A 14,149-nucleotide genomic window follows, 5' to 3' on the forward strand; every position below is an offset into this window, starting at 1 on the left:
GCGCCCGCGGCCGGGGCCGGGGCGCGCACAGTGATGTCAGTGTTGCTGGATCCAGCGACGCACGAGATCGATGGTGGGGCCGGAGAACGCCTCGTCGGATTGCAGCAGGACGAAGTCGCCTGCGGCGATGCCGTCCAGCTGGCTTTCGATGGCCCGGCCGTGGTCGGGTTCGTCCAGGATCTGCTTGACGCGGCTGCCTTGTTCCAGGCCCCGGCGCAGCAATGCGCGCGCCTGGCCGGCCGGGCGCTTGCTGGCGACCGTGGCGTCGTCGTAGAGCACCACGCGGTCAAAGGCGTCGCCCAGCAGGCGGCCTTGTTCGATCAGGTCCGCGTCGCGGCGGTCGGCGCCGGCCGAATAGACGGCGGCGCGCGTGGTCGACGGGAACTGGTCGATGGCCGCGATCAGTGGACGCAGCGCGGACGCGTTGTGCACGTCGTCCACCACCACGGTGCTGCCGTTGCGCTCGAACAGGGTGAATTGCCAGGGCGCATCGGCCTGGTCGATGTCGAAGGTCTCGATGCCCGCGCGGATGAGTTCCACGGGGATATCCAGCGCCCAGGCGGTGCCCACCGCCGCCAGCACGTTTTCGACCTGGAAGGCCACGCGGCCGCCGTGGGTCAGGGGAATGGCGGCGACTGCGGCCAGGCGTTCTTCGCGGGCGCCTTGCGCCAGCACGATGGCGCCGTCACGCACGTAGACCGCGCGGCCGTCCTGCTGCAGGTGGGCGGCAATGGCGGGCAGGGCGGGGTCGATGCCGAAGAAGATCACGGCGCCGTCGCACAGCTCGGCCATTTCGACCACGCGCGGATCACGCGCGTTGAGCACGGCGGTGCCGGTGGGCAGCACCACGTCGACCTGCGTGCGGAACACATTGAACATGCGTTCCGTTTCGTTGATGTCGAAGTCGCCCAGGTGATCGGCGTCGTCGATGTTGGTGACCACGCCGACCTGGCAGCGGTCGTAGGCCAGGCCCTGGCCAAGGATCACGCCGCTGTCGTTTTCGATGACGGCGGCATCCACGTTGCGGTTCATCAAGAGGCGCGTGCCCGAGGCGAAATCGGCGCGGTCGCCCTTTTGCACCAGGCGGCGGTCAAGGTAGAGGCCTTCGCTGCAGGCCAGGCCGGTGCGCTTGCCCGACAGGTGCAGCAGGCGGGCCACCAGGCGCGCCACGACGGTCTTGCCGTTGGTGCCGGTGACGCCGACGATGGGGATACGGCCCGCGTCGCCTTCCGGGAACAGGTGGTCGACGATGGCGCGGCCCACCGGGCGCGGCGTGCCGTCGGCCGGCTTCAGGTGCATCAGCAGGCCGGGGCCGGCGTTGACTTCGACGATGGCGCCGCGCTGTTCGTCCAGCGGGCGCGAGATGTCTTCGGCGACCAGGTCGACCCCGGCGATGTCCAGGCCCACGATGCGGGCGGCCAGGGTGACGGTGGCGGCGATGCTGGGGTGCACGCGATCGGTCACGTCGAAGGCGACGTTGCCGCTGCGCTGCACCAGCACGCGCTGGCCGTCGGCCGGCACGCTGTCTTCGGTCAGGCCCTGGCGGGCGATTTCCAGCCGCGCGGCCGAATCCAGGCGCACCGGATTCAGCGGATGGTTCTCGGTGCGGCCGCGGCGCGGGTCGGTATTGATCTGGGTGTCGATCAGGTCGGTCAGGGTGGACTTGCCGTCGCCGGTGACCCAGGCCGGCTCGCCGGCGGCGGCGGCCACCATGCGGTTGCCCACCACCAGCAGGCGGTGCTCGTTGCCCAGCACGAAGCGTTCGACGATGACGCCGCTGCCTTCGTCCACCGCCACGCGGTAGGCCGATACGACGTCTTCGCGGGTGGTCAGGTTGGTGAACACGCCGCGGCCGTGGTTGCCGTCATAAGGCTTGACCACGACGGGCAGGCCGATGTCTTCGGCGGCCGACCAGGCGTCGTCTTCGCTGTCGACCAGACGGCCTTCAGGGACGGGCACGCCGCAGGTCGAGAGCAGTTCCTTGGTCAGGTCCTTGTCGCGCGAGATGCCTTCGGCGATGGCGCTGGTACGGTCGGTTTCGGCCGTCCAGATACGGCGTTGGCGGGCGCCATAGCCGAATTGCACGAGGTTGCCCTCGAACAGGCGGATGTAGGGAATGTCGCGGTCATCGGCGGCATCGACGATGCAGGCGGTGCTGGGGCCCAGGCAATGGCGGTCGACCAGGCGGCGCAGGCGGGTCACGGTGGCATCGACGTCGAACGGGCGGTCTTCGATGGCGGCCATGACCAGGTCGCGGGCTTCGTTCAGGGCGGTGCGGGTGACCTGTTCCTGCCAGGCGCGGACAACGACTTTGTAGACGCCGCGGGTGGAGGTTTCACGGGCCTTGCCGAAACCGCCGCGCAAGCCGGCCAGGTTCTGCAGTTCGAGCGTGACATGTTCAAGAATGTGGCCGGGCCAGGTGCCTTCTTTCAGGCGGGCCAGAAAACCGCCCCGTACGCCCGGGCTGCAGCGGTGCTCGATCAGGGTCGGCAGCCATTCGGTCAGGCGCTCGTAGAAGCCGGGGATCGTGTTGGAGGGGTAGTCCTCCAGTTCGCCGATATCCACCCACGCTTCAAGGACCGGACGGTACGTCCAAATGTTCGGGCCGCGCAAAGCCACGACATCGAGAAATTCAATGTCTTTCTTTTTCATGTTTTAATTTACTTGAGAAGCAGGTTGGCACGCGCGGACGCCCCTATGCAAGACCGCGAATTTATTGGGGTTGCGCCTTAAGAATAATGCCAACGAGTGGGGGATCCCAGATATTCCTAATTAGAAAAATCGGCTGATACTATACGACGCCTTCAAAGGCGTGAACTCGTTGTGTTGTAAGGAAGGGACACGTTTTCAGCCTGGTGTTGGGAACGGTCGCCGCCTTGTAGGGCAGAGTCCTGGCCCGGTATGCGTTCTAATGAAAAAACCACACCTGCTTTCCGGCCTAGCCGATGCCTTTCCTGCCCGTTGGCGGGACGAAATCCGCGCTGAACTGGCGGAGGGCGAAACCTTGCTGGCCTCGGTTGAAATAGACCTGGACCAGCGCCTGAAGTTCCAGCCCGGCCTGCTTGTCCTGACCGACCGCCGCCTGATCGCCCGCAATTCCGCCGATACCGGCTGGGAATCCTGGCCTTTCGGCCCCCAACTGTCCCTGAATCTTTCCGACCATGCCGGCGCCGCCGTGCTCGAGCTGCACGACGATACCGCGCGCCTGGGCATCTGGCGTTTCACGCTGGCCCGCAACCCGGCGGCGCTGCGGCTGCTGGGCCAGTTCGAGGCGCAGCAGGCCATCCGCCTGTCCGGTCAGCCGTCGGACGAGGCCGCCGAGCGCCAGTGCACCATCTGCAACAACGCCATTCCGGCTGGGCAGGAGGAATGCCCGACCTGCAACCAGGAACAGGCCGCGCCGTCGTCCACCTGGGCGCTGCTGCGCCTGTGGCGCTTTGCCCGCCCATACCGCCTGCCGCTGCTGGCCGGTTTCCTGCTGACGCTGTTGGGCACCGCGGCCACGCTGGTGCCGCCGTACCTGACCATGCCGCTGATGGACGACGTGCTGATCCCGTTCCAGAACGGCGCGCCCATCGACTACGGCAAGGTTCGCCTGTACCTGGGCGGGCTGCTGGGGTCCGCCTTCCTGGCGTGGGGGCTGGGCTGGGCCCGCACCTACATCCTGGCCTGGGTCAGCGAGCGCATCGGCGCCGACCTGCGCACCACAACCTACGAGCATCTGCAGCAGCTGTCGCTGGAGTACTTCGGCGGCAAGCGCACGGGCGACCTGATTTCCCGCATCGGCAGCGAAACCGACCGCATCTGCGTGTTCCTGTCGCTGCACCTGCTGGATTTCGCGAACGACATCCTGATGATCATCATGACCGCGGTGATCCTGTTCTCGATCAATCCGTGGCTGGCCCTGGTCACCCTGGTACCGCTGCCGTTCATCATCTGGATGATCCACGCGGTCCGCGACCGCCTGCGCCACGGCTTTGAAAAGGTCGACCGCATCTGGTCCGAGATCACCAACGTGCTGGCCGACACCATTCCCGGTATCCGCGTGGTCAAGGCCTTTGCCCAGGAAAAGCGCGAAGTGGCGCGTTTTCGCGAAGCCAACAACCGCAACCTGGAAGTCAACGATCGCGTCAACACCACCTGGTCGCTGTTTTCCCCGACCGTGACGCTCCTGACCGAAGTCGGGCTGCTGGTCGTCTGGATCTTCGGCATCTGGCAGGTGTCGCAAAAGCAGATCACGGTGGGCGTGCTGGCGGCATTCCTGGCGTATATCGGGCGCTTCTATACGCGCCTGGATTCCATGAGCCGCATCGTGTCGGTGACCCAGAAGGCCGCCGCCGGCGCCAAGCGCATCTTCGACATCCTGGACCACGTGTCCAGCGTGCCGGAACCGCAGAACCCGGCCAAGCTGCCGCACATCAACGGCCGCATCGAATTGCGCGACGTGGGCTTTCGCTACGGCAACCGCCAGGTCATCCGCGGCCTGGACCTGACCATCGCCCCGGGTGAAATGATCGGGCTGGTGGGGCATAGCGGCTCGGGCAAGAGCACGCTGATCAACCTCATCTGCCGTTTCTACGACGTGTCCGAGGGCGCCATCCTGGTGGACGGCGCGGATATCCGCTCGGTGCGCGTGTCCGACTACCGCCGCAATATCGGCCTGGTACTGCAAGAGCCTTTCCTGTTCTTTGGCACCATCGCCGAGAACATCGCTTACGGCAAGCCCGACGCAACGCGCGACGAAATCGTCGCTGCCGCTCGCGCCGCGCACGCCCACGAGTTCATCCTGCGCCTGCCGCATGGCTACGATTCGCTGGTGGGCGAACGCGGCCAGGCGCTGTCGGGCGGCGAGCGCCAGCGTATCTCGATCGCCCGCGCGTTGCTGATCGATCCGCGCATTCTCATCCTGGACGAAGCGACCTCGTCGGTCGACACCACCACCGAAAAGGAAATCCAGAAGGCGCTGGACAACCTGGTGCGCGGCCGTACCACGATTGCCATCGCCCACCGCCTGAGCACGTTGCGCAAGGCCGACCGGCTGGTGGTGCTGGACCGCGGGCAGATCGTCGAGCAAGGTCCGCACGAGGAACTGATGGCGCGCGAAGGCGCCTACTACCGCCTCTACCAGGCGCAGGCGCGTCAGGCCGAAGCCGATGCGCAGGCTTCCGGCGGCGACGACATGGCCGCCGTGGCCTGACACGGAATCGAGATAACCGTCATGACGCTTCCCGTTTTTCAGCTGCAACGCAATGCGTTCGGGCGTTTGGTGTACCAGGGCGCCGACGGCGCAACGCACGAGGGCGTCATCCCGGTGCGCGCCTTTCCGATCAGCGAGGCCGATCGCGGCCTGTCGCTGGTGACCGGCGACGGCCACGAACTGGTCTGGATCGAACGCCTCGCCGATGTGCCGCCCGCCGAGCGCGCGCTGATCGAAGAGGAACTCGCGGGCCGCGAGTTCATGCCCGAGATCCGCAAGCTGGCCAGCGTGTCCACCTATGCCACCCCCAGCACCTGGAAGGTGGAAACCGATCGCGGGCCCACCACGTTCACGCTGCGCGGCGAAGAAGACATCCGTCGGTTGAGCCAGCACACGCTGCTGATTGCCGACAGCCACGGCATCTTCTATCTGGTACGCGACGTGCCGTCGCTGGACAAGCACAGCCGCAAGCTGCTGGACCGCTTTCTCTGATTGCGCGTGCCGCGTTCGTTCAGGCGCCGTCCGTCGCCCGCCGCTTGAACGGCGTGTGCGCTTCCAGTTCACCCAGGTAGTCGTCCACCGCCGCGGTTTCCTCATCCAGGAATTGCTGGATCGCGGCCGAAAAGCGCGGGTCGGCGACCCAGTGCGCCGACCACGTCGGCGTGGGCAACAGGCCGCGCGCCATCTTGTGTTCGCCTTGCGCGCCGCCTTCGAAGAGGGTCAGGCCATGGACGATGCAGTAGGCGATGGCCTGCAGGTAGCAGGTCTCGAAATGCAGCCCCGGCACGTATTCCGTCGCGCCCCAATACCGTCCGTACAGCACGCCGCCGCCGACCAGGTTCAGCGCCGCGGCTACAGGCTGGCCATCGCGTTCTGCCATCACCAGCACGAAGGCGTCGGGTTGCTCGCGATAGGCGCGCTGGAAGAATTCACGGTTCAGGTAGGGCGGATTGCCGTGGTTGAAGTAGGTGTGGCAATAGCACTGATAGAAGAAATCCAGGTCTTCTGGGCGGATCTGCGCGCCGTGCCGCCAGCGAAATTCCAGTCCGGCCTGGGCGACTTTCTTGCGGTCCTGGCGGATCTTCTTGCGCTTGTCGTGGCTCATCGTGGCCAGGAAGGCGTCGAAATCGGCATAGCCCGCATTGGTCCAGTGAAACTGCACGCTTTCGCGGACCATGAAACCTGCCTCGCGCAGGGCGCGCAGATCGGTCGCGGCGGGAAACAGCAGATGCAGCGACGACACCCGCACTTCTTCGGCGAACGCGACCAGGCCGCGCACGAGCGTGTCGCGGTCCTCGTCATTGGCCGCCAACAGGCGCGGACCCGTGACGGGCGTGAACGGAATCGCGGACAGCAGCTTGGGGTAGTAGCGCAGGCCGTGGCGCTGGAAGGCGTCGGCCCAGGCATAGTCGAAGACGTACTCGCCGCGTGAATGTGATTTCAGGTAGAGCGGCACGGCGCCAGCCAATTGGCCATCGCGCCACAGCGCCAGGAAATGCGGCGCCCAGCCGGTGTCCGGCGCAGCGCAGCCGGTGTCGTGCAGGGCGCACAGGAATGCATGGCGCAGAAAGGGCTGGTCGCCGGCCAGGGCGTCCCATTGACGAGCGTCGATGCGGGACAGGTCGGTCTCGATGGTCAGGCGTAGCGGTGAATCCATGGGCGAATGATAAAGTCTTCGTCAGCGCATGGCGCATTGTCATTGTTTTTCGGGCGGCTGCGAGCCGCCCCGGTATCGGGAACCCTCATGGACAGCCATTCGAACCTTCCCGCGGACGGGACAGGTCCGTACCAGCCAGGCGCGGCGTGCCTGCGTGCCCAGGCGTTGCAGGCGCTGGCCGCCACCGAATGGGCGGACAAGCTGGCGCGGGTGCGCGCCATTGCCGCCGACGCACCGCTTGACCCCGCGCGGCAGTACGTGGCGCCCGCCGCCTTGCCCGGCCGGCCCGCCGTGCCCGAGCTGGTGCCGCCGGCTCAGGTGCCGCAGCGTTCCATGGCCACGCTGGAAGGCCGCGCTGCGCTGCTGCACGCGCTGGCGCACATCGAATTCAACGCGGTAAACCTGGCGCTGGATATCCTGTGGCGCTTTGCCGACATGCCCGACGCGTTCTACCGCGACTGGCTGCGCGTGGCCACCGAAGAGGCCTACCATTTCGACCTGTTGAACCAGCGGCTGGCCAGCCTGGGCTACGCCTATGGCGATTTCCCGGCCCACAACGGCTTGTGGGACATGGCCGAGCGCACGCGCGGCGACCTGCTGGCGCGGCTGGCGCTGGTGCCGCGCACGCTGGAAGCGCGCGGCCTCGATGCCTCGCCGCTGATCCGCAACAAGCTGGCGGGCGCAGGCGATGCGCCAAGCGCGGCCATCGTCGACATCATCCTGCGCGACGAAATCGGCCATGTCGCCATCGGCAACGACTGGTACAAGCGCCTTTGCGCCGAACAGGGCAAAGAACCGGTGGCCTGCTATGCCGAGCTGGCCGCCCGCTACGACGCGCCACGCCTGCGCGGCCCGTTCAACCTGGCCGCGCGCCGCGCCGCCGGCTTCGACGAAGCCGAACTGGCTGCGTTGCAGGCCGGCTGACCGGCCCGCCCATCGCGATCGACACCGCCCAATCCCCGGAGCCTTTCCCCCTGATGAAAACGCTTTTCCCCGCCGTTGCGCTGACCGTCGCCGCGTTCGCCCTGCCCATCGAAGGCGCTCAGGCCGCCGATGCCTTTGCTTCGTGCCTGGCGCAGTTGCGCGCCCCCGCGGCCAAGGCGGGCGTGTCCGGCGCCACCTTCGATACGCATACCGCGGGCCTGGTCCCGGACATGGCGGTGATCGGCCTGTTGGATGCGCAGCCCGAATTCAAGACGCCGATCTGGGACTACATGGCGGCGCTGGTCGACGACGAACGCGTGGCCGATGGTCGCGCCGGCATCGAGCGCTGGCGCGCGGAACTGGACCGGGCCTCGGCCCGTTTCGGCGTGGACTCGGCCACCATCGCGGCGGTCTGGGGTGTCGAAAGCAACTATGGCCGCACGCTGGGCGGACGGCCGCTGCTCACGTCCCTGTCCACGCTGTCGTGCTTCGGCCGGCGCCAAGCTTACTTTCGTGGCGAGTTCTACGCCGCGCTCAAGATCCTGCAGGACGAGCACATCGCACCGGAAAAGTTGACCGGTTCCTGGGCGGGCGCGTTCGGCCAGACGCAATTCATGCCGTCGACCTACCTGCGGTTGGCCGTGGACTTCGACGGCGATGGCCGCCGCGACCTGATCGACAGCGTGCCGGATGCGCTGGCGTCCACCGCCAATTTCCTCAAGCGCGCCGGCTGGAACAGCAGCCTGGACTGGGGCTACGAGGTCAAGCTGCCTGCGGGCCTGAACACGGCCGGGGCCGGGCGCAAGAACAAGCGTGCGCTGTCATCGTGGGTCGGCCAGGGCGTGACCCGCGCCGACGGCCGTCCGCTGCCGCCGGGCGACACGCCGGTCGGACTGCTGCTGCCGGCCGGCCCCAAGGGCCCGGCTTTCCTGGTGACCCGCAATTTCGACGCGCTGTATTCCTACAACGCGGCCGAAAGCTATGCGCTGGCCATTGCGCACCTGTCCGACCGCCTGCGCGGGGGCGGGCCATTGGTCCAGGCCTGGCCGACCGACGATCCCGGCTTGTCGCGGGCCGAGCGGCGCGAACTGCAACGCCTCTTGATTGCTCGCGGCTATGAACTGGGCGAACCCGATGGCATGATCGGCACCCGTACCCGCGAAGCGCTGCAGGCGGCGCAGCGCCAACTGGGCCTGCCGGCGGACGGCCGGGCCGGGCAGAAGGCGCTGAACGCCCTGCGCAATGGGGGCTGAGCGGGCCGCCCAATACAAGTTTTGCAAAGATCGGTATCCAGGCCGCGGCGAGGGCCAGATTTGCGCGGGCCTGGGCCTATACTGGATTTCCGACTTTTCTGGAGCACGGTGATGAGTCTCTTGGATACCTTGGCCTCGATGGCCGGCGGCGGTCAGCAAGGGGGCTCGGCCTCGTTGCTGCCGGCCCTGATCGAACAACTGAACAAATACCCCGGCGGCCTGTCTGGCCTGATCGCCAGCTTCCAGCAGGGTGGCCTGGGCGAAATCGTCGCCTCGTGGATCGGCAAGGGGCAGAACCTGCCCGTCAGCGCCGACCAGCTTGGCCGCGTGCTGGACCCGGGCGTGGTGAACGAACTGGCGGCCAAGACGGGCCAGGACACCGGCTCCGTGCTCGGTTCCCTGTCCGCACTGCTGCCGCAACTGGTCGACAAGGCCACGCCCGACGGCGCGGTCCAGCCGGGCCAGAGCTTCAATCCCACCGACCTGCTGGCATCGCTGTCCGGCCTGTTCGGCAACCGCGGCTGATGCGCCAGGAGACACGCTCCTGACGCGCCCGCTGCCCCGGTCCCTGTTGCGCCGGCGCCTGTTGCAGGCGCTGGCGCTTGGCGCGCTTGCGCCCTTGGCGGCCTGCGCGCCGCCGATCTCGCTGAATGCCACTTTCCTGCAGCTCTGGCTCAGCCACCTGGACCTGACCGCCGACGATTGGCGCCGCCGCATCGCCGCCTACCGCCGGCTGGGCTGCCGCGAGATCTTCCTGCAATGGACCGGCCTGGAAGGCGGTCGGCCGGATGACTGGATGGCGCCCAAGGCCATGCTGGACGCGATCTTCGACGAAGCCGAGCGCAGCGGCCTGGGCGTGCATGTGGGCCTGCCCTACGACCAGCGCTGGTGGAACATGCTGGCCTCGCCCGACGACGCCGCGCTGGCCGCCTACCTGGACCACACGCGCGACCGTGGCGTGGCCTACATGCAAAGCGCGGCCTGGTCCAAGCGCCGCAATTTCCGCGGCTGGTACCTGCCTTACGAACTGGAGCAGTACAACTGGTCGCGCCCGCAGCGCCAGGCGCTGCTGGTGCCATGGCTGGACGCCTTTGCGCGCGCCGCGCAGGCCTCCAGCTATCGCGTGCCGACCATCTCCACCTATTTCAGCCGCCTGGGCGGCGATGGCTCGTTGACCCAGCTGTGGTCACGAGTGCTGGACCACGTGGCCATCCATCCGATGATCCAGGACGGCGTGGGCGTGGCGGGGCTGGCGAACTACCAGGCGCTGGAACCCCTGCACGACATGCTGCTCAAGCGCCGGGCGTCGTTCGACCTGGTCATGGAACTGTTCGAGGAACTGCCATCCGGCAGTACTGACGGCACCACCTTCAAGGCGCGCTCGGCCGATTTCGACCGGGTCAAGCAGCAGTGGCAGGTGGCGCGCGGCTACGGCGCCAAGCGCGTGGTGGCCTTTACTGTGGACCCCTGGGTTATCGGCGATACGCCCGAGGCGCGCGCGCTGATGCGCGCCTGGATGGCGGCGCGCGTCTGACGCAGCCGCTGCCGGGCGCTCAGAGGAAGCTGCGGCCGATGATTTCCCGCATGATCTCGCTGGTGCCGCCAAAGATGCGCAACGCACGCGCATCCACCCACGCACGGCCGATACCGTACTCCGCCATGTAGCCATAGCCGCCATACAGTTGCAGCAAGTCGTCCAGCACCGCGCCCTGCATTTCGGTGGCGTTGAGCTTGGCGATGGCGGCCGTGGTGGGGTCGAGTTCGCCGGCCATGTGGCGGGCCAGGCAGTCGTCCAGGAAGACCCGCAGCATGGTGCTTTGCGCGCGCGCCCCGGCCAGCTTGAAGCGCGAATTCTGGTAGTCGAAGACGCGCCGTCCGAAGACCTTGCGGTTGCGGGTGTATTCGGCCGTTTCGTCCAGCATGCCTTCGAGCGAGGCGCCGGCGCGCAGCGCGATCGCCAGGCGTTCGCGCGCCAGTTCCTGCGTCATGTATTCGAAGGCGGCGTTTTCCTGGCCCAGCAGGCAGTCGGCCGGCAGGCGCACGTCGTCGAAGTACAGCTCGCAGGTGTCCTGGCAGTGCTGGCCGATCTTGCTGAGCGCCGGGCCCTTGGTGAAGCCGGGCAGGTTCTCTTCGACGCAGAACAGCGACAGGCCGCGCGCGCCCAGGTCGGGGTCGGTACTGGCCAGCACGATGGACAAGCCGGCGTTGACGCCATTGGTGATGAAGGTCTTCTGGCCGTTCAGCACGTAGTGGTCGCCATCGCGGCGGGCCCGCGTGCGCACGGCCTTGAGGTCGCTGCCCGCACCGGGTTCAGTCAGGGCGATGGCGCCGATCACTTCGCCGCGGGTCATGGCGGGTAGCCAGCGCTCTTTCTGGGCGGTGGTGCCGAAGGCTTCCAGGTAGGGCGACACCATGTCGGAGTGGATCGAAAAGCCCACCCCCAGGTAGTTGGCGCGCGCCAGTTCTTCAATGACGACGGCGGCATGGCCGAAGTCGCCGCCCAAACCGTAGGGGTCGGGCAGGGCGCAATTGAGCAGGCCTTCTTCGCCCGCGCGCAGCCACAGTGAGCGCGGCACGATGCCGGCCTTTTCCCAATCGGCATAGTGGGGCGCGATCTCTTCGGCGACAAAGCGCCGGACCTGGTCGCGGAAAAGCTCGTGGTCATCCCTGAATACGCGGCGCATACGGCCTCCTTACTTGCTATAGGGGTCCGTGGCGCTGACTTGGCCGCTCAAGGTGGGGGCGGTGGCGCTGCCGGTGAGAAACAGGCTGTAGTGGTCGCCGGGCTGCAGCGCGGGCAACGGCACGGACGGCGATTGCACCGTGCCGCAGCCGGCTGCCAGGGATGCCTTGACCGGATTGATGGCGCGGGCGGCCGATGCGCCGGGTTTGACGTCCTGGAACAGCGTGGGGCCGGTCGGGCTGACCGCCAGCGCGGCGGCGGGGCAGTCGGCCGCCAGGTTGTAGAAACGCAGTTCGGCCTTGAGCGCGTCCTGCGCGCCGTTGCTGTCGTCCACCAGCGCATAGGTGACCTTGACGCCGTCGCGGTGTACCACCAGCGTGCTGAAGGTGTCGGGCGCGACTTGCAGGCTGGCCACCGGCTTGCCGTCGACCAGCACGTTGAATGTCTGGTTGCCCTTGACGATGGCGTAGGTGCTGGCTGGCTTGGTCGGGCCGATTTCCTGCGACGGGCCATTGGCGACCTGCACGCTGAACGGCCCGACTTCGGGATTCACGACTCGTACGAACGAGGAGCCGGCGGGCGGGCGCGCGGCGTAGAGCTGGGCGAACACGCCCTCGGCATGCGCCGCGCCGCCAGCGGCCAGGCCCAGCGCCGATGCCAGCGCCAGGGCGGGGAAACGAATACGACGGGTCATGCTTGGGACTCCGGTTTCTTGCTCAGGCGGGCTTGCAGGTACAAGCGTTCAAGTTGCTTGCGGTCCGCCTTGTCGGTGCTGGTCGTCGGGAAACGGTGGCACGCCACCAGTTCAGACGGAATCATGTAGGGTGGCAGCCGGCGGCCCAGGGCGGCTTTCCAGTCCTGCAATGCCGCGGGCAGCGGCTGCAGGCCGCCCGGGCCGGCCTCGGCGGGCTCGACGAACCCGATCAATCGGATGATAGCGCCATCGGGCCGGCGCAACGCAACGGTGGCGCCCGCGCGCGCGCCGGGCAGGGCGGCGATGGCGGCGTCGATCTCGGCCAGCTCGATGCGGTAGCCGTGCATCTTGATCTGGTCGTCGATCCGGCCCCGAAAAGTCGCCAGGCCGGCGGCGTCGATTTCGCCCAGGTCGCCGCTGCGGTAGCCGCGCTTGCCGTTGCGGGTGAACATGCGCTGGGCGTTCAGGTCGGGCCGGTTCAGGTAGCCGCGCATGACGTGGTCACCGGCAATGCTGATCTCACCGTTCTCGATGAAGACGTCTGCATAGGGCTTGGCGCGGCCGATAGGGAAGGGATTGGGCGCGCGGGCGCGCAGTTCCGCGTCGATCTCGACCCAGGTGGTCGAGCAGGTCGCCTCGGTCGGCCCGTACGAATTGATGATGCGTACGTCCGGAAAGCGCTGCCAGAGTTCTTCGGCCAGGGTCGGCGTCAGCGATTCGGCGCCGAACACGAAGGCGTGCAGTTGCGGCAGGTGGGCGCGGTCGAAGTCGGGGTTGAACAGCTGCTGGCGCACGAACGACGGCGTGGAGGCCCAGACGTTGATGCCGGTGTGGGCCAGGTAGCCCACGAAGGTGTCGCGCTGCGCGATGGTCTCGCGCGGGCACAGCACGCAAGTGCCGCCCAGTTCCAGCGCGCCGACCCAGTTGAACAGCGAGAAGTCGAAGCTGAACAGCATCTGGTCCATGAACGCGGGGGCCGGCCCCAGGTTCAGGCAGTCGCGAATCCAGCCGGCGAACAGCGACACGCTTTCGCGGCCGATCTGCACGCCCTTCGGGTCGCCGGTGCTGCCCGAGGTGAACATGATGTAGGCCAGCCCGGCCTCGTCCAGCGGCGCCGGGGCGGCGCTGCCGGGGACGAATTCGCCGGCCTGCGCGTCATAGCGCAGCCCGGCGCGCACCAGCTCGCCGATGCGGGCGATGCGCTCGGGCGGGTTGATCACGTCGACCGGCACGAACGGCACCTTCAGCCGCAGGCAGCCCAGGATCGCGACCAGGAAGGCAGCCTCTTTGTGGCCGGAGATCACCAGCGGCACGCCCGCCGTGACGCCCGCCAGCCGCGCCGCCTGTTCCCAGGCCTGCGTGGCCGCCAGCAACTGGCCCCAACTCAGGGCGCCCTGGGCATCCACCACCGCCACCGCATCGGTACCGACCGCGGTGTCCACGAAATCAAAGGCGTTGAAATCGAAACGCATCGTCCAGCCCTCCCGGGGTGTCAGGCGCGCGGATGCTCCGCGATGAAGGTCGCCAGCGTGTGCACCGATTCCAGGTGCACGTCGATCTCGGTGGGCGGAATCTTGCAGCCGAACTGGCGTTCGACGGCCAGAGCCACATCCACCGCCGACAGCGAGTCGATCAGTCCGGATTCGATCAGCAGGGTGTCGGGGTCGACCTTGGTGAGGATGATGCCTTCGATCAGGTCGGCCACCTTGGCTTCGATCTCGTTGATGTCCATAGCGTGCTC

Annotated in this window: 12 protein-coding genes; 6 read left to right on the forward strand and 6 right to left on the reverse strand. The window is 67.4% G+C overall.

What is annotated here, in order from left to right:
* Positions 1–36: 36 nt before the first annotated feature.
* Positions 37–2,652 (reverse strand): cyanophycin synthetase, encoded by a 2,616-nt coding sequence (gene cphA, locus U858_RS0126445; RefSeq protein WP_025140135.1) that lies wholly within the window; start codon positions 2,650–2,652, stop codon positions 37–39.
* 259 nt (positions 2,653–2,911) lie between these two features.
* Here cphA and U858_RS0126450 point away from each other — a divergent pair, with 259 nt between their 5' ends.
* Both U858_RS0126450 and U858_RS0126455 read left to right on the forward strand, forming a co-directional pair.
* Positions 2,912–5,197: an ABC transporter ATP-binding protein gene (locus U858_RS0126450; protein ID WP_025140136.1), complete on the forward strand. Its 2,286-nt coding sequence runs from the start codon at positions 2,912–2,914 to the stop codon at positions 5,195–5,197.
* Positions 5,198–5,218: 21 nt separating this feature from the next.
* Positions 5,219–5,689 (forward strand): DUF1854 domain-containing protein, encoded by a 471-nt coding sequence (locus U858_RS0126455; RefSeq protein WP_025140137.1) that lies wholly within the window; start codon positions 5,219–5,221, stop codon positions 5,687–5,689.
* Positions 5,690–5,708: 19 nt separating this feature from the next.
* Here the strand turns inward: U858_RS0126455 and U858_RS0126460 are convergent, their stop codons facing one another.
* The gene (locus U858_RS0126460; RefSeq protein ID WP_025140138.1) at positions 5,709–6,854 is read right to left on the reverse strand and encodes a GNAT family N-acetyltransferase; all 1,146 of its coding nucleotides are present in this window, start codon (positions 6,852–6,854) and stop codon (positions 5,709–5,711) included.
* An 87-nt stretch (positions 6,855–6,941) separates the two neighbouring features.
* Here U858_RS0126460 and U858_RS0126465 point away from each other — a divergent pair, with 87 nt between their 5' ends.
* The 4 genes from U858_RS0126465 to U858_RS0126480 all read left to right on the forward strand — a co-directional run bounded on the left by U858_RS0126465 (position 6,942) and on the right by U858_RS0126480 (position 10,565).
* Complete coding sequence (locus tag U858_RS0126465) at positions 6,942–7,778, forward strand: ferritin-like domain-containing protein (protein WP_025140139.1); 837 nt, start codon at positions 6,942–6,944, stop codon at positions 7,776–7,778.
* A gap of 53 nt (positions 7,779–7,831) precedes the next feature.
* Entirely contained in the window at positions 7,832–9,031 is a 1,200-nt protein-coding gene (locus U858_RS0126470) for a lytic murein transglycosylase (protein ID WP_025140140.1), read from the forward strand.
* Positions 9,032–9,142: 111 nt separating this feature from the next.
* Positions 9,143–9,556: a YidB family protein gene (locus tag U858_RS0126475; RefSeq protein ID WP_025140141.1), complete on the forward strand. Its 414-nt coding sequence runs from the start codon at positions 9,143–9,145 to the stop codon at positions 9,554–9,556.
* 46 nt (positions 9,557–9,602) lie between these two features.
* On the forward strand, positions 9,603–10,565 hold the full coding sequence (locus U858_RS0126480) for a DUF4434 domain-containing protein (protein WP_232786610.1): 963 nt from the start codon (positions 9,603–9,605) through the stop codon (positions 10,563–10,565).
* A 19-nt stretch (positions 10,566–10,584) separates the two neighbouring features.
* Here U858_RS0126480 and U858_RS0126485 read toward each other — a convergent pair whose 3' ends face one another.
* Genes U858_RS0126485 through U858_RS0126500 form a run of 4 tightly spaced genes read right to left on the reverse strand, consistent with a single transcriptional unit; the run spans position 10,585 to position 14,140 of the window.
* Positions 10,585–11,715, reverse strand: coding sequence for an acyl-CoA dehydrogenase family protein (locus tag U858_RS0126485; protein ID WP_025140143.1), 1,131 nt, complete (start codon positions 11,713–11,715; stop codon positions 10,585–10,587).
* Positions 11,716–11,724: 9 nt separating this feature from the next.
* Positions 11,725–12,408 carry an alginate O-acetyltransferase AlgF gene (locus tag U858_RS0126490; RefSeq protein ID WP_025140144.1) on the reverse strand — a complete coding sequence of 228 codons (684 nt, stop codon included), beginning with the start codon at positions 12,406–12,408 and terminating at the stop codon, positions 11,725–11,727.
* Positions 12,405–13,880, reverse strand: a complete 1,476-nt coding sequence (locus U858_RS0126495) for an AMP-binding protein (protein ID WP_025140145.1) — start codon at positions 13,878–13,880, stop codon at positions 12,405–12,407. The genes U858_RS0126490 and U858_RS0126495 overlap by 4 nt, the downstream gene beginning before the upstream one ends.
* 20 nt (positions 13,881–13,900) lie before the next feature.
* A complete protein-coding gene (locus U858_RS0126500; RefSeq protein WP_025140146.1) occupies positions 13,901–14,140 on the reverse strand; it encodes an acyl carrier protein in 240 nt (79 codons plus the stop codon).
* Between the last annotated feature and the right edge of the window lie 9 nt (positions 14,141–14,149).

Origin of the sequence: Achromobacter sp. DH1f, from assembly GCF_000633435.1 — a bacterium.
Taxonomy (GTDB): domain Bacteria; phylum Pseudomonadota; class Gammaproteobacteria; order Burkholderiales; family Burkholderiaceae_B; genus Achromobacter; species Achromobacter deleyi.

Bases quoted from the DNA above. Each gene is read 5' to 3' on its own strand.
- cphA (WP_025140135.1), bottom strand. From the start codon at position 2,652: ATGAAAAAGAAAGACATTGAATTTCTCGATGTCGTGGCTTTGCGCGGC.
- U858_RS0126490 (WP_025140144.1), bottom strand. From the start codon at position 12,408: ATGACCCGTCGTATTCGTTTCCCCGCCCTGGCGCTGGCATCGGCGCTG.
- U858_RS0126455 (WP_025140137.1), top strand. From the start codon at position 5,219: ATGACGCTTCCCGTTTTTCAGCTGCAACGCAATGCGTTCGGGCGTTTG.
- U858_RS0126485 (WP_025140143.1), bottom strand. From the start codon at position 11,715: ATGCGCCGCGTATTCAGGGATGACCACGAGCTTTTCCGCGACCAGGTC.
- U858_RS0126460 (WP_025140138.1), bottom strand. From the start codon at position 6,854: ATGGATTCACCGCTACGCCTGACCATCGAGACCGACCTGTCCCGCATC.
- U858_RS0126500 (WP_025140146.1), bottom strand. From the start codon at position 14,140: ATGGACATCAACGAGATCGAAGCCAAGGTGGCCGACCTGATCGAAGGC.
- U858_RS0126470 (WP_025140140.1), top strand. From the start codon at position 7,832: ATGAAAACGCTTTTCCCCGCCGTTGCGCTGACCGTCGCCGCGTTCGCC.
- U858_RS0126475 (WP_025140141.1), top strand. From the start codon at position 9,143: ATGAGTCTCTTGGATACCTTGGCCTCGATGGCCGGCGGCGGTCAGCAA.
- U858_RS0126450 (WP_025140136.1), top strand. From the start codon at position 2,912: ATGAAAAAACCACACCTGCTTTCCGGCCTAGCCGATGCCTTTCCTGCC.
- U858_RS0126495 (WP_025140145.1), bottom strand. From the start codon at position 13,880: ATGCGTTTCGATTTCAACGCCTTTGATTTCGTGGACACCGCGGTCGGT.
- U858_RS0126465 (WP_025140139.1), top strand. From the start codon at position 6,942: ATGGACAGCCATTCGAACCTTCCCGCGGACGGGACAGGTCCGTACCAG.